The organism is Corynebacterium yonathiae, from assembly GCF_027570195.1.
In the GTDB taxonomy this organism is placed as follows: Bacteria; Actinomycetota; Actinomycetes; order Mycobacteriales; family Mycobacteriaceae; genus Corynebacterium; species Corynebacterium yonathiae.
In genome coordinates this window covers 144,444-162,568 of record NZ_JAKMUZ010000002.1, presented here as the reverse complement: position 1 = coordinate 162,568, position 18,125 = coordinate 144,444, and the positions used below count along the sequence as shown (strand labels likewise).

Here is an 18,125-nt window from a genome sequence, read left to right as displayed (position 1 = left end):
GGTTGTTTGGCAAAAAAGAGCGCTACCTCATCACAGATGCCAAGCTCACGCCTGGCCAGGATCGCAAGCGCCGCGAAATTCAGTACGGAATCTTCCAGTTCTTGCGCGTTCCTTCCTTGCTCATAGCAGGCGTTTTCCTCTATATGCATTGGTGGCTACTGGCCGCCATCGTGGTGGGCGTGACCTTTCCCCTCCCATGGATCGCCGTGGTAATTGGCAACGGCCGGGGAGAAAAGAAAGACAAGCGCGAAAAGAACGTGTACAAGCCGGCCATGAATCGGCAGCTTTATGGCCAGACACACCCACCACAGGTCTCCAGCGGCACGGCTCGGCCGATTGAGGCCAAACACGACATCATCGACCACGAAGAAGAGTAAAGGAAGCCTGCCCATATGACGACTGCTTTTGGACCCGATTTCAATGCCGCGGCACTAGCCAAGCTGGCCCCAGAACTTTCAGATGTCTTTACCACTGCCGGTTTTACTACCGATGGCGTGGCCGGCCACCTAGGGCCGGAAGTTACCGAAGCCTTGTTCCGCGGCGAACCGGCACCTGTGGCGCTATCTGCGAACAGCGAATCTCAGATGGACTTGTTGATCCGCTTTTTCCTCCTGCACGAGCACCTGCCAGCCACGCTTTTGGGTGAGGCCGTAGGAGCGCGTCTAGCAACCCAATTGCTGGATGCCAACGTCGCGCTTGCCGACGCCCACGGCAAGGCCTACATTGCCCTCGACATCCGCCCCCACAATATAGTGGGCGCTAACCGGCTCATCTTCTCCGACGTTGATGCATCCCTAGTGGAACACGTACCTGGCCCTGACCACGTGCTTGGGGTAGGCGCGGCCAGTCTCTCTTTGTTGCAGTCCACGCCAGTAAGCCCAGTCGGCAGCCTTCTCGATTTGGGAACCGGCTCGGGTGTCCAATTGCTGGGGCAAATCGATTGTGCAGAAAAAATCACCGCGACTGACGTACATGAGCGGGCATTGGATTTGGCCACGGCCACCATTGCGGCCGCGGGTCAGGGCGACAAGGTGGAACTTCTACAAGGCTCGTGGTTCGAACCTGTAGCTGGCCGCCGCTTCGACCGCCTCGTGGCTAACCCACCATTTGTTGTAGGTCTGCCTGAGGTCGGCCACGTCTACCGCGATTCCGGGTTGAACCTCGACGGTGCAAGCGAATTGGTTGTCTCACAAGCCACCGAACACCTAACCCCCGGCGGAACCGCCCACCTTCTGGCTGCCTGGGTGCACACCAGCGGCGAAACATGGCAGCAACGCGTTGCTTCCTGGTTGCCGGATAAGGGGATCGCTGCCTGGATCATTCAGCGTGACGTGGCAGATCCCGCACTCTATGTATCCACCTGGCTCGAAGATGAATCCCTCGATGTTCGCTCCTCTGAGGGGCAAGAGCGCTCCCGCGCCTGGCTCGAGCATTTCCAGGACCACGAAGTAAATGGCATTGGTTTTGGTTTCGTGGCTATCCAACGCATTGGTGACGATGAACCTGCAGATATCTTGGCCGAAGAAATGCCGCAGGCCTTTAGCGATCCGCTTGGTCCCGAAGTTGAAGAATACTTTGCCCGTGTGGCCTGGCTGCGTGATCTCGTACCGGGCGAACTGCAGGGAAAGCACTTCCAGGTACGGCCCGGCTTGGCACGCGAAGACATCAGCACCCCAGATGAAGATTTGCGGCAGGGGTTCACCCGGGCTGCCCTGCGCCTGACCCGCTCGGACGGCCCGCGCTGGAGCCACGAGGTAGATGAACACATCGCGGCGATTGTCGCTGGGCTCAACCCGCAGGGGCTGAACCTAGAAGAAACCATCGGGCTATATGCGGCGGCGCACGGATTCGACGAAGAAGAAATTACCGCCGCTGCCCTTCCCGCCGTCATAGATATGGTCCGCCACGGTCTGCTTATCCCGGCAGATCTTCTCTTGGACACCAGTTCAACGGACCTTAACTAGTCCCACCTTTGCCCCATCCGCTAGATATAAGGAGAAATAAGCCTTGCGCGCAGTTTTGACTCGGGTTTCGGAAGCTACAGTAACCGTCGATGGAGAAACCGTAGGGGCCATTGATTGCCCCACTACCGGCGGACTCCTCGCTCTCGTGGGCGTCTCGCGCGAGGATCTGGATAATTGGCGGCCGCGGGCGGAGAAAATGGCGCGCAAAATTGCAGAACTGCGCATTCTGGACGGCGAAGTCTCAGTTATCGATGCCGCAGCGCCAGTGCTTGTGGTCAGCCAATTTACCTTGTACGGCCGAACTGCCAAGGGGCGACGCCCCTCGTGGGCAGATGCCGCGCCAGGTCCGGAAGCTGAACCGGTCATTACAGCGATTATTGAGCATCTTAAAGAGCGCGGCGTGTCAGTAGAAACAGGTCAATTCGGGGCTAAAATGCGCGTCTCCTCTGTAAATGAGGGCCCTTTCACTGTCTTGGTTGAGACCTAGCCCGCGTCCCCCATTTTCCTCCACCTGCAAAATTAAAACCTGTTAAGCAGGCCCTTTTGAAAACGTTTCCGTGATATACGCCATTTTTCGGTCTAGGTGTAGAGCGGGGCATAAAGTGCTGCGGAATGCAAATTCTCAGAGAGTGATAAATGCCCTACTTGCAGTGCGATAATTTATTATCACCCTGCGAGGTTCTGTTCTATACTGAAGGCACAGCGAAGCAAAAAGGGCTGGATACGCGGGATGCGAGATAATTCCTCAAAGTCCTACTAACGCAAAGTTGAGTGAGAAAATTTTTCTCAGTCACGGTTGCAGAAGCCCCACCGCTTCGGCCGACCAACTAGATGTAGGAAAGAAAATGTCCCACTCACTCAAGCGGCGCAACGAGGCCCAGCACCCAGAAAACGGGGCCGAGATGCCCGAAAACCTCAAGACCTCCAAAGCATCACCTGCTGCAAAGGAAGCTTCACCAGCGCCCGGCATTGATACCCCATTCGATGGCCAAAAGGGTGCGCCGAAGTGGAATAAGGAAGACACCGTATGGATGCTCTCCCTGTTCGGCACCGCAATCGGCGCCGGCGTCCTCTTTCTCCCTATTAACGCCGGTATCGGCGGCATCATTCCACTGCTCATCATGACGGTTGTAGCACTACCTATGACCTACTGGGCTCACCGCGGAATGACCCGCTTGGTTCTGTCTAGCTCCAAGCCAGACGGTGACCTTACGGACGTCGTGGAAGAGCACTTTGGCAAGAAGGCCGGCGTTCTCATGAACATCCTGTACTTCCTGTCGGTCTACCCCATCCTGCTGGTCTACTCGGTCACCATCACCAACACCGTCAACTCCTTCCTAGAGCACCAGCTAGGCGTTACCCCGCCACACCGTTGGCTTACCTCTCTCTTGCTCGTTGGTGGCCTCATCTTGATTGTCCGCATGGGTAAGGACGTCGTAGTGCACGTCATGTCCTACCTGGTGTACCCGTTCATCGGCATCCTGGTTCTGCTTTCCCTTTACCTCATCCCGAAGTGGAATACCGCGCTCTTCGATTCCTTCGACCTGAACGTTGCTCGCGAAGCCTCTGGCCACAGCATGGGCGTTACCCTGATGCTCCTGGTTCCGGTTATGGTCTTCTCCTTCAACCACTCGCCGATGATTTCCTCCTTCGCCGTTGACCGCCGCCAGACCTACGGTAAGTTCGCAGAAGCCAAGTCCCGCAAGACCTTGCTCCGCGCAGAAATCCTCATGGTCGTCGTGGTTATGTTCTTCGTCTTCTCCTGCGCCCTGAGCCTCTCCCCGGCTGATATGGCAGAAGCTAAGGCACAAAACATCACCATTCTGTCCTACCTGGCTAACCACTTCGACAACCCGCTCATCCAGTGGATTGCCCCCATCATCGCCATGATTGCGGTCGCTAAGTCCTTCCTGGGTCACTACCTTGGCGCCGCCGAAGGTTTCGAGGGCCTCGTCGTTAAGAGCAGCAAGAACGCAAGCAAGGATGACGCTCAGTCTGCTCACAAGCTCGACACCATCACCCTCATCTTCATGCTGGTTACCGCTTGGCTCGTCGCTTGGGCTGACCCCTCCATCCTGGGCATGATTGAGACCCTGTGTGGACCAACGATTGCCATCATGCTCTTCATCATCCCAATGGTCGCCATCCACAAGGTTCCTGCTCTCCAGCGCTACAAGGGCAAGGCTTCCAACTACTTCGTCTTCTTCATGGGCCTTGTCGCCCTAGCAACCATCATCTACTCCATCGTCCACGCCTTCTAAGCACCGCCGCAGACGAGAAAATCGCAGAGGATTCAAGGAAAGAACAATGTTCATCAGCATCTTCGATATGTTCAAGATTGGTATCGGCCCCTCAAGCTCACACACCCTTGGGCCAATGAAGGCCGGCAAGGCATTCGTAGACGAGCTCAAGGAAAAGGACCTCTTTGACAAGGTCACCCGAGTTCAGGCAAATGTCTACGGCTCCCTCTCTCTCACGGGTATCGGCCACTCCACTGACAAAGCCATCCTCCTCGGCTTGGCCGGTGAGGAGCCAGAGACCGTTGACATCGACGGCATCTCCGAATTCATGAAGAACGTCCGCAGCAGCGAAAAGCTCATGTTGGGCGGCACCCGCGAGGTAGAATTCCCCAAGGACGGCGGCTTCTTCTTCCACGACGAATACCTCCCGATGCACGAGAACGGCATGTGCCTTATCGCCTTCGCTGGCGAAGAGGACATCCTGCACAAGACCTACTACTCAGTCGGCGGCGGCTTCATCGTCAAGCAGGAGGACTTTGCCAAGCGCAAGGACGTCAAGGTTGATATCCCCTTCCCATACGCCAGCGCTGCAGAAATGCTCGAGCTATGCGAGAAGAACAATATGACCCTCCCCGAGCTGGGATTGGCCAACGAATTGGCACTGTGCTCCGAAGATGAGGTCAATGAGCACCTGCGGAAGGTTCGCGATGTCATGTACACCGGCATCAAGCGCGGCTCCTCTACCGATGGTCCGCTGCCTGGTTCCCTGCTTGTCCCCCGTCGCGCCGCTGCCCTTAAGCGTCGCCTCGAGCAGTCCGAACCGCACGATGGTCTGAATATCCTCAGCTGGGTCAACATGTTCGCATTGGCTATTTCCGAAGAGAATGCAGCCTGCGGCCGCGTTGTTACCGCTCCGACTAACGGTGCCTGCGGCGTTGTCCCCGCAGTTCTGGCTTACTACGACAAGTTTGTCGAGCCAGTTACCACGGAGATGTTCGCTGATTACATCTTCGCCTGCAACCAGATTGCTTCCTTGTACAAGATGAACGCTTCCATCTCTGGCGCTGAGGTCGGCTGCCAGGGTGAAGTTGGTGTAGCGTGCTCCATGGCTGCCGGCGGACTCGCCCAGCTCATGGGCGCTACCCCAGAGCAGGTATGCATCGCAGCTGAGATTGGCATGGAACACAAGCTTGGCTTGACCTGTGACCCGGTCCTCGGACAAGTTCAGGTACCCTGCATTGAGCGCAACGCTGTTGCTGCGGTCGACTCCATCACCAGTGCCCGCATGGCGCTAGAGCGTGAGAGCAAGCCGTGCGTTTCTTTGGACGAAGTCATCTGGACCATGTACAAGACGGGTAAGGATATGAACGCCAAGTACAGGGAGACCTCACAAGGTGGCTTGGCTCTAGCAGTTCACCCACCAGTCCCGGTGTGTGGATAGAGTCCACCCTGTAGAGAAGCGATGAGCCGGGTGAGCACAGCACTAAGCCGCTTGTGCTCACCCGGCTTAGTTGCCACTGTTCCCTCCTTCCATCGAATCGATTCCGTGTGTTACATTCTCTATAACCTGACAGGAATTAAAGGACATGCTTCAGCTAATGAATTTCCCTAGCGGCCATGCCTCCGAAGAAAATTTCCTCGAGCAGTATATTCCCCTCGTCGAATTCCTCGGAAAGGCAATGGGCCCCAACACCGAAATCGTGCTCCACGATCTCGACGTCCCCGATAAATCGATCATGGCCATCGCAAATGGCCACATCTCTGGCCGGCAACTTGGCGGACCCGTGACCGACTTCGCTCTATGGTTTATGAAACAGGGCGATGCCGCAGCAATCCCTATGATGACCGGCTACCGCGCCGTCAATGCGGAAGGCAAGATTTGCCGCTCCTCTAGCTACTTCATCCGAGACGATTCCGGACATATGCGCGGAATGCTGTGCATAAATGTTGATGTATCCGAATTGGTGCACATCCGCGATGCGGCCGCAGCACTGATCGGCAATGCCGATGATCCCGCATTCGATAAATCCAAGGCTTTCGGCGGCTATCCTGGAGCAGACGAGCAGCCACAGCGGCCCGTCGCTGTGCCAGACCCGGCTCCAGATAATGAAGCAGCAGTAAAAGAGGCATCAGACGAGGAAGTGAGCGAGTCACTTCGCTCCAACGTCGAAAACCTTGTGGACTCCATGCTGGATTCAGCTATTTCTAAGCAGAGCACCCCGGTTAATCGCATGCAACGCGATGAACGCCTCGAAGTGGTTTCAGAGCTCGAGAACACGGGCTTCTTTCTCCTTAAAGGCGGAATTGCGGCCGCAGCAGAGCGCCTCGGTGTCTCAGAACCCACTATTTACCGCTATCTCGTAAAAGTGCGCGGCTAATAGTTCCACGGCGTTGGTCAACGTCGGTTCAATTTCGTTCCCCATGACGCATCTCCCCCGAAAAGGTGGGCTTGTGACATGGGGAACGTCTCGTTTTAGCGATTCTTGCCGCAACGGGAACTAAATTATTAAAGACGCCGTTGTACCTTGTGAAACCGGCGACAATTTCAGGAGGCTTCATTATGACGAAGACATCTGCCACCACCGCCAAAGGCACTTCAGGTGCCGCTACTGATGAGGAACAGGAAGTAGATCGCGGATCTCGCCGCAACCAAACCAACGACAATCCTTCTGCCGACCTCGTACGTGTCTACCTCAACGGCATCGGCAAGACCGCACTGCTCAGCGCGGAAGATGAGGTAGAACTCGCGCAGACCATCGAAGTTGGATTGTACGCGGAGTACAAGCTCAATAACGCTGAAAAGCTCACCCGTGCAGAAAAGCGCGACCTGAAAATCCTCGCCCGCGAAGGTAAAAAGGCACGCTCCCACCTGCTCGAAGCCAACCTACGCCTCGTGGTTTCGCTGGCAAAGCGCTACACCGGCCGCGGTATGCCGCTGCTAGATCTCATCCAGGAGGGCAATCTCGGTCTTATTCGCGCCATGGAGAAGTTCGATTACGCCAAGGGCTTCAAGTTCTCCACGTATGCCACCTGGTGGATCCGCCAAGCGATTACCCGCGGAATGGCTGACCAGTCCCGAACCATTCGCCTCCCAGTTCACTTGGTCGAGCAGGTCAATAAGCTGTCTCGCATCAAGCGCGAAATGTATCAATCTCTGGGCCGCGAGGCTACCAATGAGGAGCTCTCGGAGGAGTCCGGCATTGATGAAAACAAGATTGAGATGCTGCTGCGCCAGTCGCGTGACCCAGTCTCTCTCGATATGCCGGTAGGTACCGATGAAGAGGCTCCTTTGGGTGACTTCATCGAAGACGCCGAGGCTACCGATGCGGAAACTGCGGTCGTAGCATCCATGCGCCATTCCGATATTCGCGGTGTGATTGACACTTTGGAAAAGCGCGAACAAGACGTAATCCGCCTGCGTTACGGCCTCGATGATGGTGTTCCGCGCACCTTGGATCAGATTGGTCGCCGCTTCGGCCTGTCACGCGAGCGTGTGCGCCAAATTGAGCGCGAAGTTATGGCGAAGCTGCGCGATGGCAACCGCGCCGATCGTCTGCGCGAATACGCTCTTTAATCCGGGTTGGCCGCTTTCCGCGGCTAGACCCTCTCCCCGAGTCCATTCGGCACAATGCGGCTATGGACTCGGGGTTTGGCGTTAGAAAGGCAGCGGCAGAGTTCGACACGGCGAGCAAAGACTTAGGTAGGCTAATCTGGACTGCAGAGTCTAGAAAGCGCTTTCCCGTCCTTGGTCGGGAAGTTTGCCGCGAAACTGTATTCACACAGAAAGGTATGCCCACGTGAGGGACCTAGTTGATACAACGGAGATGTATCTACGCACCATCTACGAGCTAGAGGAAGAAGGCATTACTCCCCTGCGCGCTCGCATTGCGGAGCGTTTGGAGCAGTCTGGGCCAACGGTTTCTCAAACTGTGGCTCGAATGGAACGCGATGGCCTTTTGCACGTGCGCACCGACCGCAGCTTGGATCTCACAGACAAGGGCCGTGGCTTGGCTACCGCAGTCATGCGCAAGCACCGTTTGGCAGAGCGTTTGCTTACCGACGTCCTCGGGCTCGACATTGCCAAGGTCCACGACGAAGCCTGCCGGTGGGAGCACGTGATGAGCGAAGAGGTAGAAAAGCGCATGGTGGCTGTTCTCGATGATCCGACTCGGTCGCCATTTGGTAATCCTATTCCGGCGCTGTCTGCACTTGGTTTCGATGCTCCGCAGCCTGACCAAGGCACGCGCGCGGTCGATCTCCCCAATGGCGAGCAGGTTGCTGCCACCGTCATTCAAGTCAATGAAATCTTGCAGGTTGATGATGGAACCTTCCAGGAACTCACCGATGCTGGCATTCGCGTGGGCGCCAAGGTGACGGTAGTCAATAACAGCGGCACAATTACCTTGTCGACACCGGAAGGCGGCAGCGTAGTGCTTTCGGACGATTTGGCGCACGCAGTGCGCGTGGAGGTATAACCGTGAAACTTCTTGTCACCGGTGGCGCCGGATATGTCGGCAGCGTCTGTGCCGCAGTACTAGTCGAGCAAGGCCATGACGTAACCATCATTGATAATTTTTCCACCGGCAACCGGGAAGCCGTCCCTGGGGACGCCCGCATCGTCGAAGGCGACGTGGCGGACAAGGCCGCCGAAGTCCTAGGAGAAGGTGGCTTCGAGGGCGTTATTCACTTCGCCGCGCGCTCTTTAGTGGGCGAATCCGTGGAAAAGCCGGGTGAGTACTGGCAGCACAACGTCGTAACGACTCTGACGCTGCTCAACGCCATGCGGGATAACGATGTTAAAAACCTCGTTTTCTCCTCCACCGCTGCAACCTATGGTGAGCCTGACCAGGTGCCGATTACGGAGGAGATGCCGACCCAGCCCACCAATCCTTATGGTGCCACCAAGCTGGCCATCGATTACATGATCACCTCTTTCGCCCACGCTTATGGATTGGGCGCTACTTCCCTGCGCTACTTCAACGTGGCCGGTGCCTACGGGAATATCGGTGAAAACCGCGAGATAGAAACCCACCTCATCCCCATCGTGCTGCAGGTGGCATTAGGCCACCGCGATAAGATCTTCATGTTCGGTGATGACTGGGATACCGCAGATGGCACTCCAGTCCGAGACTATATCCATATTCGCGACCTCGCCGATGCCCACGTGCTTGCTCTTGAATCCAATCATTCAGGTAAGCACCGCATTTACAACCTAGGTTCTGGTGACGGGTACTCCGTCAAGCAGGTCATTGAGATGTGCCGCAAGGTCACCGGCCACGAAATCCCTGCCGAGGTGGCTCCGCGCCGCGCAGGCGACCCAGCCACACTCATTGCTTCCTCTGAGAAGATCAAGCGGGAGCTAGGGTGGAACCCCACCCGCACGGACTTGGAAACCATCGTCACCGACGCATGGAATTTCACCCGACAGCTAGGCGATAAGGCACATTCCGCACAGCAGTCCTAGACGCCGCGGTTTCTAAGCAGAGCTAGAGACTGGAAGGCCCGCCGCTTCGCGCGCTAGCTCGCAACCGTGACACAGGCTGGAGACTAGCCGCTGTCCCATTCCGCTGCGATATCCCTGCGCTATGAGGCGCCCCAAATTGTGATGGGGCGCCTCTTCTACTACCACGGAAAGTGCAGGACCGGCATAAATTCCAAATTCATGGGATACCTGGCTAGCCGCATACAAGGCAAGGGCGTTATAGCGGATGGGCCCTTGAAAAGTACGCGCCACCGCTAAAAGGAGGTCTCCCGCTTCCTGCGGTGCGGACACTAGCTCAGCAATGACTAGGTCACGGGTCCACGTGGTAGACATCCACATGGCTGCTACGCACAGCAACTCTTCATTTTCCAAGGTCTCCTCCAGCGATTCGACCTCGCTGAGCACATAGCGGACATCGGAAATGAGGTGCTTGACCAATTGCACTGGATCTGTAGTTCCGTATCCGTGCCCGGCACGCAGCTGTCCGGCTATCTCTTTAGCGCAGCGTTCCATGGAACCGATTTCTTCCTCCCCGAAGTACGGGTTCGGGTCTTTAAAGCGCCGGACCAAGTCTTTGCGATTAAGTTCTGGGAGCAGGCCATTTTCTACGCAGGCGCGCATCGAGTGGCTCGTCGAGATGGCTGGAATGGTACCTTCCATCCAATTCTGCAGCGGGCCTTCACCGCTTTCGGTGGCGTGGCCAAAAATGAGGTCATATGCGGTATCAGTTGATAGTTCTTCGGCCAGCCAACAGGCATCGATGCCCAGTCCTGAGCGGTCTTGAAAGCGGTAAAGGGAGTGAAAAATATCCCAAAGCTCTTCTTCTTTACGCTGTGAGAGGACGAAGCAGAAGATGATTTCGGGGTTTCCGCAATGAAATGCATCCATCACTTCGTGCAAGGCGTCGGGGATATCGTTCAAGTTGAGGCGGGCTACTGGTCCAATGCTATATCCATGGGGGCTGGGCTGGATGGAGATGAGGATGACTGATTCGGAGGGAAAGAATCCGAGGATTCCTGGAATATTGGCGAGGATATCGCCGGGCGTACGGATGGGCTGCGTTGGTGTTGTAATGTTCATGGCCCCAGCTTCTGCTACGCATGCAGGCTTGTATAGGCCAGAGCACGAGCGACCGTGGTGTTCTGTGGATAGGTGGGTAAAGGGGGCGTCGGAAAGCGGCTTGTCCACACCCCGGCCGGGATTGCGCTGGCAATGCGCGACAGTTTGGGGCACAATTGTTTATTTAACCTCGCAGCGCGGGCGGGAATAATGAGGACGCCCGCGGTGTTGGGTTAGGTAAGAATGCAAGGAGGTAACACAACATGCACGAAGAAGATCGCCGCATGTATGAGCTGGAGTACCCGGCTCCGGTGATTAGGGATGATTCCGGTGACGGACAAGGCCCTACCATGATTGTTGCCATGCACGGTTATGCTGACGCTGGCCAGGCCATCGAGGCAAGTGCGGACCATCTCAAGGCCGCCTTGGAAGGCCGCCAATTGGCGTCATTTAACTCTGATGAACTTATTGATTACCGCTCACGTCGCCCCGCCATCACGATTGACAAGGATCGGGCGTTAGAAATCGAGTCGATGGACCTCGGTATTAAGGTCCTGCGGGATAACTCCGGCAAAACCTTCCTCCTTCTATCTGGCCCGGAGCCGGATATGCGCTGGGAGGCATTTACTACGGCTGTGGTTAAGCTGGTGGAAAAGTTCAACATCGAGGACACCATCATGCTCTATGCTGCGCCGATGCCCGTGCCACATACCCGCCCCACGGTGGTCACGGCGCATGGTACGTCCTCTCGCCTAACCGAGCACATGTTATCGATGGATTCCACCATGATGGTCCCTGGCTCTGCTGCGCTTTATTTGGAAAAGGCACTGGCCGATAAGGACCGCACCGTGGCTGGCTATACCGTCCACGTACCGCACTACCTAGCGGCTTCGCCCTATCCACAGGCTACGTTCCAGTTGCTTGATTCGGTGGCTCGGGCGGCACGCCTCAATATTCCTTTGGGTAGCATCGAGGCGGATATATCCCGGGTGGAAAACCAATTGGAAGAACAAGTTGGTGGCTCGGAAGAAATCGAGGGCGTGGTGCAGCAGCTCGAACAGCAGTATGACGCATATATGGAGCGCTACCGCAGAGAGCACCCGCAGGCGATCATGCCAGGCGAGGAAGCCGTGCCTACCGGCGAAGAAATCAGCGAAGAATTCCAAGCCTTCTTGGCCTCTTTGGATAAAGAAGAAAGCCAGCAGATCATCAATACCGAGATCGATGACCGCGAAGATTCCGCCGAGGATGAGTACTCACAGGACGACGATGGCGAGGATGGCCCCGATCCTGCTCAGGGTGAGGGCGACTTAGGTGACGATATCTAACTAACCCACCCCCATCGCCGCTAAGGTGGTGGGGGTGAACTTATCTCAGCTGCTGCCAGATTTAACGGAAGTACCCGAATCCCTCGTGGACGAGGCGATTTGGGATACCTTTACCTCGTGGACCACCGGCCGGGGCATTAGTTTGTATCCGGCTCAGGAAGAAGCCTCGCTCGGCATCTTGGCCGGCGATAATGTCATCCTCGCCACGCCTACTGGCTCCGGAAAATCTATGGTGGCTAATGCTGCGCACTTCATTGCCTTGGCCCGCGGCCAGCGCAGCTTTTATACCGCTCCGATTAAGGCACTAGTGAGCGAGAAGTTCTTTGCCCTTTGCGATATTTTCGGCGCCGAAAATGTGGGCATGATGACTGGCGATGCCACCGTCAACGGCAACGCTCCCATCATCGCCGCGACGGCCGAGATCGTGGCCAATATAGCTCTTCGTGATGGCGCTGAGGCCAATATCGATCAGGTGGTAATGGACGAGTTCCACTACTACTCCGAGCCAGACCGCGGGTGGGCCTGGCAGGTGCCGCTTCTAGAGCTATCCAAGGCGCAGTTCCTACTCATGTCCGCCACTCTGGGCGATACCACGTGGTTGGAAGAAGACCTCACTCGTCGCACCGGTCGTGCCACCGACCTCGTTGCCGGCACGACCCGCCCCGTGCCGTTGGACTTTTCCTATGTTTTTAGTGCGGTGCACGAGACCATTGAAGAGCTCTTGGCCGATAAGAAGGCTCCCATTTATGTGGTGCACTTTTCCCAGCGCGAGGCAGCTGAGCGCGCCCAAGCGCTCACCTCCCTTTCAGGGATTATTACCAAAGAAGAAAAAGAGACCATTGCCCAGGAAATAGGTGGTTTCCGCTTCACCACTGCTTTTGGTAGGGATCTTTCCAAGCTCCTTCGCAAAGGAATCGGCATCCACCACGCGGGCATGCTCCCCAAGTATCGCCGCCTTGTAGAGCGCCTAGCGCAAAAGGGACTGCTCAAGGTCATCTGCGGCACCGATACCCTGGGCGTAGGTATTAATGTTCCCATCCGCACCGTTCTCATGACTGGGCTTGCCAAGTTCGATGGTCAGCGCCAGCGCATCCTGAAATCGCGCGAGTTCCACCAGATTGCGGGGCGTGCTGGCCGCGCGGGCTATGACACCGAGGGCACTGTTGTGGTCGAGGCTCCCGAGCACGAGATTGAAAATGCCAAAGAGCGCCGCCGGATCGGCGACGACCCCAAAAGGCTTAAGAAGCTGAAGAAGAAGTCCGCACGAGAAGGCGAGGTTTCGTGGTCCGAAAAGACCTTCGCGCGACTTACTGAAGCTGAACCCGAGCAGCTGACCTCCCAATTCCGCGTTTCTAACTCGATGCTGCTTAATGTATTGGCACGACATGGCAATGGCTATGAGCACATGCGCCACCTGCTGCGGGACAATCACGATAATCGCAGCAAGCAGAATAAGGACATTCTCACTGCTCTGGATCTCTTCCGCGGGCTGTTGGACTCAGGAGTCGTGCAAAAATCCACCAAAGGGTTGGATATCTACGGCCGCCCTTACCACCTAGTGCGAGAGCTGCCCCGCGATTTTGCGCTCAACCAGCCGCTGGGGCCATTCGCCTTGGCCGCACTCTCGCTGCTAGATCCGGAAGCAGAGACCTATAATCTCGACGTTATTTCTGTATTCGAATCCATTTTGGATGATCCGCGCCAGGTGCTCATCGCCCAGCAGAAGCAACGCCGCGGCGAAGAGATTGCCGCGCTGAAGGCGGACGGGGTGGACTACACAGACCGCATGAATATCGTGGAGGATATCACCTGGCCGAAGCCACTCGAGGAGCTTTTAGAGCAGGCCTACGATACCTTTGCTGAGACCAATGCGTGGGTAAAGGAATTCGAGCTGCGGCCCAAATCCGTCGTGCGCGACATGCTCGAAAACGCTATGACCTTCTCGGATTTGGTCGCCACGTACGGTTTGGCCCGCTCCGAGGGCGTGATCTTGCGTTACCTGACCGACGCCTGGCGTACCCTTAAGCAGTCTATTCCGGACGAGTACAACACCCCAGAGCTCGAGGACATCGTGGTCTGGTTGGGCGAGCTCATCCGCCAGGTAGATTCCTCGCTTGTCGACGAATGGGCGCAGATGGCAGGCGAAGACTCCCCCATTGACCAAGACACGGTGGATCGCGAGCTTGCTTTTGGCGTGGAGGATCCCACCGCCCTCACCGCCAATCGTCGTGCTTTTACCATTATGGTGCGCAATTACATGTTCCGGTTGGTGCAGCTCTTCGCGCTAGAAAAGGAAGACCGCTTGGCGGAACTGCTCGACTATCTGGACGAGGTACCGGACTTCGGCGCCATCTTGGATGACTACTTCGATGAGTACGACGATATCGATTCCGGCCCTGCGGCTCGCGGGCCCGAGTTCTTCCGCCTGACCGATACTGACTCGCGAGTCTGGTCCGTGCGCCAGATCATCAAGGATCCGGCCGACGACCACGCCTACCAGTTTGTCGCTACGGTGGATCTCGATGCCTCCGACGAGGCTGGTGAAGTCCGCCTAGCGGACTTAAGCGTGGAGTACTAGCCAACGGATACGACAAAACCGCCCTGGCTGCCGCGGCCCCGGAATGAGGGGCATCGGCAAGCGCGAGGGCGGCTATAAGCTGAGGATTTTAGCGTGCAGCCTCAATCTGGATCGCCTGTGCCACAGCCTGAACAACGGCTGCGACCTTGACGGCCTCCCAGACCTGCTCCTTGCTCAGGCCGGCTTCATTGAGCTCGTGAGCGTGGGCACCCAGGCAATGCTCACAGCCGTTGATGGCGGAGACTGCGGTGTTCCACAGCTCGAAATTAGCCTTGTCTACCCCTGGCTTGGAGATGATATTCATACGCAGGCCGAACTTCACCTGTGCGTAATCATCACCCAACCAGCCCTTAGCGCGGTAGGCAACGTTGTTCATCGCCATAACAGTAGCTACACCATAGGCTGCCTCGATAGCTTCCTCGGAGAGATGTTCCTTAGCTTCCTCGGCGATTTCAGACAGCACGGTGTCATTGCGGGTTGCGGCAGCAGACGCCAGCAGGCAACCCCAGAGCTGCTCCTCATCGAGGTCCTTAGAGCGGGTCAAGGCACCCAAGTTGAGCTTCTGGTCCTTAGCGTACTCCGGCAGGGAAGACTTCAGATTATCAATAGACATAGCTTTTCTCCTTCGAGGTTTTGATAGGAATTTTCTGCGCTGGATTTAAAAGGAAACCCCGCCACGAAAGCGGGGTAAACCTGCATCTCAGCGAGACTTAGAGAGCGGACTGAACGACGTCCATCTTATTAATGTTCTTGGTGGGGTCGTTCTTCTCCCAGTTGCAAGCGCAGACCTCTTCAGACTGCAGGGCGTCGAGCACACGCAGCACCTCGTCTACGTTACGGCCAACGGCATCCGGGGTAACGGACACGAACTGGATAACGCCATCCGGGTCGATAATGAAGGTAGCGCGGTCAGCAACGCCATCAGCGTTTTCTACACCCAGTGCGCGGATGAGGTCGTGGCGCACGTCGGAGAACATTGGGAATGGAACTTCCTTCAGTTCTGGGTGGGTTGCGCGCCAGTTGAAGTGAGCGAACTCGTTATCGGTGGAACCGCCAAGAATCTGGGTATCGCGGTCCTGGAATTCCTCGTCCAGCTTGCCAAAGGCAGCGATCTCGGTCGGGCAGACGAAGGTGAAGTCCTTCGGGTAGAAGAAGACGACCTTCCACTTGCCCTCGTACTTATCCAGGGAAACCTGCTCGAAGTAATCCTCCGGCTGGTTAGCATTGACGTCGTGCAGATCGCCACCGGTCAGGGCGGTGAGGTTGAACTCTGGGAACTTCTCGCCGACGGTCATAATAGGCATAGTCTTCAACTCCTTAAGCAAAGGCTTTTCCTCTAAGTTTCCTGCCGCTTGGCGTGCAAGCAGCGGGGCCGGACCGTGTCCGGCCCAACACGATCAGTTATACCATCTTTTCCGCTCGCGTCAATAGTAAATCCTATAGGTAGGTGTTAGAGTGATAGGCATGCATAATAAAGAGTATCGCCCTACACTTGCTCAGCTGCGCACCTTTGTCACCGTTGCGGAAAACAAGCACTTCGGTACAGCGGCCGCCAAACTAGAGATTTCCCAGCCCTCCCTTTCCCAGGGCCTCGTTGCCCTCGAACAGGGTCTAGGCCTGCAGCTCATCGAGCGCTCCACCCGCAAAGTCATCGTCACCTCGGCCGGTGAGACTCTCCTTCCCTATGCCAAGGCCACCCTCGAGGCTGCCGATACCTTCCTGGCCCACGCCCGCGGCGCCAACGGCACCCTTGCCGGACCGCTAACCATCGGCGTTATCCCCACCATCGCCCCCTACATTCTCCCCGATCTTCTCTCTATGCTTGTGGAGGCCTACCCGGATCTCGAGCCTCGCTTTGTAGAAGAGCAAACCCAGCACCTCATTACCCGCCTGCGCAACGGCAACTTGGACCTTGCCATCATGGCCCTTCCTTCAGAGGCCACCGGCATGGTAGATAGCCCGCTGTACACGGAGAAATTCTCCATCGTCTGCCCTCCCGATCACCCCATCGCCGGCCGCGAAGATGTCCAGCTCGCAGAGCTTAAGGACCTAGATTTGCTCTTGCTTGACGACGGCCACTGCTTGCGCGATCAGGTCGTCGATCTCTGCCGTCATGCCAATATCAACCCGGCCGAGGCCACCAATTCTGTTACCCGCGCTTCCTCCCTAACCACCATCATGCAGCTGGTCATGGGCGGGCTGGGCTGCACCCTTGTCCCCGAGTCTGCCCTAGCCACCGAATGCCATGGCAAGGATGTCGCCATAGCCCACTTCGCCCCCGACGTCACAGCCGAGCGCGAGGTCGGACTCGTATTCCGCTCCTCCGCTGCCCGCAGCGAGGAATTCCGCGAATTTGGCACGCTTATCACCTCCGCCTACGACAAGGCGTTGGAACGCTCTCAGCAGTAGGCGCGCCGGCCAAGAGCGCTGCGACGTCGCCAAGCACGCCAAAGGCCACCGCCCCATAAAGGGAACGGTGGCCTTTACCTATCTAGTGCTATACCTGCGGGATCGTATTGCGCTCGGCGCACTGGCGGAACATATGCGCCTGCGCCAAGAGCGTAACCGGATAAGCCACGATGAGGCCGATACCCAGAAGCAAGAAGCCGCCGATAATGATGAAAAAGTTCAAAATTGCGAGCAGCAACATTTGACCGTAGTTGTTCTTACCTGCCTGAAAGCCATTCTTCACGGCGTCACCAACGCTATCGCCGTCGGCGGCGAACCATTGCATTAGCGAGAAGAGCGGCTGAATAAAGAAGCTGATAACCAAAAGTACGCCCATGATGCCCATGACGCTTAATACTGCCGCAGTTGCTTCTTCCTCCGTGAGATTCTCGGCGTCACCAAGCAGCCCAGTGACGGTTCCACCTACTACAGAGAATGCAATGAACATCGACACCGCCCCGATGACGAGCATGATGACCAGCGGCTGCCACCAGCGCACGTTCTTAAAAAGATAGCCCCAACCGGTGCGAGAGTCATCAATCTGGAAAAGCGCCAGGCGCATAACTACCAGCGACAAAACAAGGCTTAGGACAGTCGAAATGAGTTGAGAGACCAAAGAGCCCGCGGTTGCCTGACCCGTGCCGGAGTCGCCCGCAGCATTGATGCCAGCTGCAACCACAACAAGAACAATGCTTAGAGCAAAAAGCGCTAGGGCTCCCAAGATCCACAGCTTCCAATTGCCAAAGACGGTCCTAAACGCCCAAGAAACGGCGTCTACTGCAGAGACCTTACCGGTATAAGGACGCTGGCCTGCTTGGTAGCCCGCATAGCCCTGGGTGTTTTCTTCATGGCTGCCGTCATAAGACGGAAGCTGGCCATAGTTGGGTCGGTCTTCGGGGTGATCTGTCGGTTCATAGCGCGGAAAATCATCATTTCCGCCCGAATACGGGTTCGTCATAACCGGGGTCCCTCCTTAAGGAATGCCAATCAGTGCATGAATAAGTATTGCCACTTTAACAACTTTTT

General features: G+C 56.6%; 16 protein-coding genes. 12 read left to right on the top strand and 4 right to left on the bottom strand.

Going from position 1 to position 18,125, the window contains the following annotated elements; all coding sequences use genetic code 11:
- Positions 1-2 precede the first annotated feature (2 nt).
- The 9 genes from L8V22_RS01710 (at position 3) to galE (ending at position 9,668) form a co-directional block, all read left to right on the top strand.
- Positions 3-377 carry a DUF3099 domain-containing protein gene (locus L8V22_RS01710; protein ID WP_238799871.1) on the top strand — a complete coding sequence of 125 codons (375 nt, stop codon included), beginning with the start codon at positions 3-5 and terminating at the stop codon, positions 375-377.
- A 15-nt stretch (positions 378-392) separates the two neighbouring features.
- Positions 393-1,964, top strand: a complete 1,572-nt coding sequence (locus L8V22_RS01705; protein WP_238799869.1) for a DUF7782 domain-containing protein — start codon at positions 393-395, stop codon at positions 1,962-1,964.
- Between the two features lie 43 nt (positions 1,965-2,007).
- Positions 2,008-2,451 carry a D-aminoacyl-tRNA deacylase gene (dtd, locus tag L8V22_RS01700; RefSeq protein ID WP_238799866.1) on the top strand — a complete coding sequence of 148 codons (444 nt, stop codon included), beginning with the start codon at positions 2,008-2,010 and terminating at the stop codon, positions 2,449-2,451.
- A gap of 358 nt (positions 2,452-2,809) precedes the next feature.
- The gene (locus L8V22_RS01695) at positions 2,810-4,225 is read left to right on the top strand and encodes an SLC5/6 family protein (RefSeq protein ID WP_238799864.1); all 1,416 of its coding nucleotides are present in this window, start codon (positions 2,810-2,812) and stop codon (positions 4,223-4,225) included.
- 46 nt (positions 4,226-4,271) lie between these two features.
- Positions 4,272-5,645: an L-serine ammonia-lyase gene (locus L8V22_RS01690; RefSeq protein ID WP_238799861.1), complete on the top strand. Its 1,374-nt coding sequence runs from the start codon at positions 4,272-4,274 to the stop codon at positions 5,643-5,645.
- 157 nt (positions 5,646-5,802) lie between these two features.
- Complete coding sequence (locus tag L8V22_RS01685; RefSeq protein ID WP_238799859.1) at positions 5,803-6,582, top strand: helix-turn-helix transcriptional regulator; 780 nt, start codon at positions 5,803-5,805, stop codon at positions 6,580-6,582.
- Between the two features lie 182 nt (positions 6,583-6,764).
- Complete coding sequence (locus L8V22_RS01680) at positions 6,765-7,778, top strand: sigma-70 family RNA polymerase sigma factor (protein WP_238799857.1); 1,014 nt, start codon at positions 6,765-6,767, stop codon at positions 7,776-7,778.
- 223 nt (positions 7,779-8,001) lie between these two features.
- The gene (locus L8V22_RS01675) at positions 8,002-8,679 is read left to right on the top strand and encodes a metal-dependent transcriptional regulator (RefSeq protein WP_238799855.1); all 678 of its coding nucleotides are present in this window, start codon (positions 8,002-8,004) and stop codon (positions 8,677-8,679) included.
- 2 nt (positions 8,680-8,681) lie between these two features.
- Entirely contained in the window at positions 8,682-9,668 is a 987-nt protein-coding gene (galE, locus tag L8V22_RS01670) for a UDP-glucose 4-epimerase GalE (RefSeq protein ID WP_238799854.1), read from the top strand.
- 12 nt (positions 9,669-9,680) lie between these two features.
- Here the strand turns inward: galE and L8V22_RS01665 are convergent, their stop codons facing one another.
- Positions 9,681-10,766 carry a DUF4192 domain-containing protein gene (locus L8V22_RS01665; protein WP_238799848.1) on the bottom strand — a complete coding sequence of 362 codons (1,086 nt, stop codon included), beginning with the start codon at positions 10,764-10,766 and terminating at the stop codon, positions 9,681-9,683.
- Positions 10,767-11,008: 242 nt separating this feature from the next.
- On the opposite strand from L8V22_RS01665, the gene L8V22_RS01660 reads away from it, so the two are divergent.
- Both L8V22_RS01660 and L8V22_RS01655 read left to right on the top strand, forming a co-directional pair.
- Positions 11,009-12,073, top strand: coding sequence for a proteasome assembly chaperone family protein (locus tag L8V22_RS01660; RefSeq protein WP_238799845.1), 1,065 nt, complete (start codon positions 11,009-11,011; stop codon positions 12,071-12,073).
- A 34-nt stretch (positions 12,074-12,107) separates the two neighbouring features.
- Complete coding sequence (locus tag L8V22_RS01655) at positions 12,108-14,651, top strand: DEAD/DEAH box helicase (RefSeq protein WP_238799844.1); 2,544 nt, start codon at positions 12,108-12,110, stop codon at positions 14,649-14,651.
- 88 nt (positions 14,652-14,739) lie between these two features.
- Here L8V22_RS01655 and ahpD read toward each other — a convergent pair whose 3' ends face one another.
- Together ahpD and L8V22_RS01645 are read right to left on the bottom strand one after the other, a co-directional pair.
- Positions 14,740-15,264, bottom strand: coding sequence for an alkylhydroperoxidase, AhpD family (gene ahpD, locus L8V22_RS01650; protein ID WP_238799841.1), 525 nt, complete (start codon positions 15,262-15,264; stop codon positions 14,740-14,742).
- Positions 15,265-15,361: 97 nt separating this feature from the next.
- The gene (locus L8V22_RS01645) at positions 15,362-15,955 is read right to left on the bottom strand and encodes a peroxiredoxin (RefSeq protein ID WP_238799840.1); all 594 of its coding nucleotides are present in this window, start codon (positions 15,953-15,955) and stop codon (positions 15,362-15,364) included.
- Between the two features lie 160 nt (positions 15,956-16,115).
- Here L8V22_RS01645 and L8V22_RS01640 point away from each other — a divergent pair, with 160 nt between their 5' ends.
- Entirely contained in the window at positions 16,116-17,060 is a 945-nt protein-coding gene (locus L8V22_RS01640) for a hydrogen peroxide-inducible genes activator (protein ID WP_238799836.1), read from the top strand.
- Positions 17,061-17,148: 88 nt separating this feature from the next.
- Here L8V22_RS01640 and L8V22_RS01635 read toward each other — a convergent pair whose 3' ends face one another.
- A complete protein-coding gene (locus tag L8V22_RS01635) occupies positions 17,149-18,057 on the bottom strand; it encodes a hypothetical protein (protein WP_238799834.1) in 909 nt (302 codons plus the stop codon).
- Between the last annotated feature and the right edge of the window lie 68 nt (positions 18,058-18,125).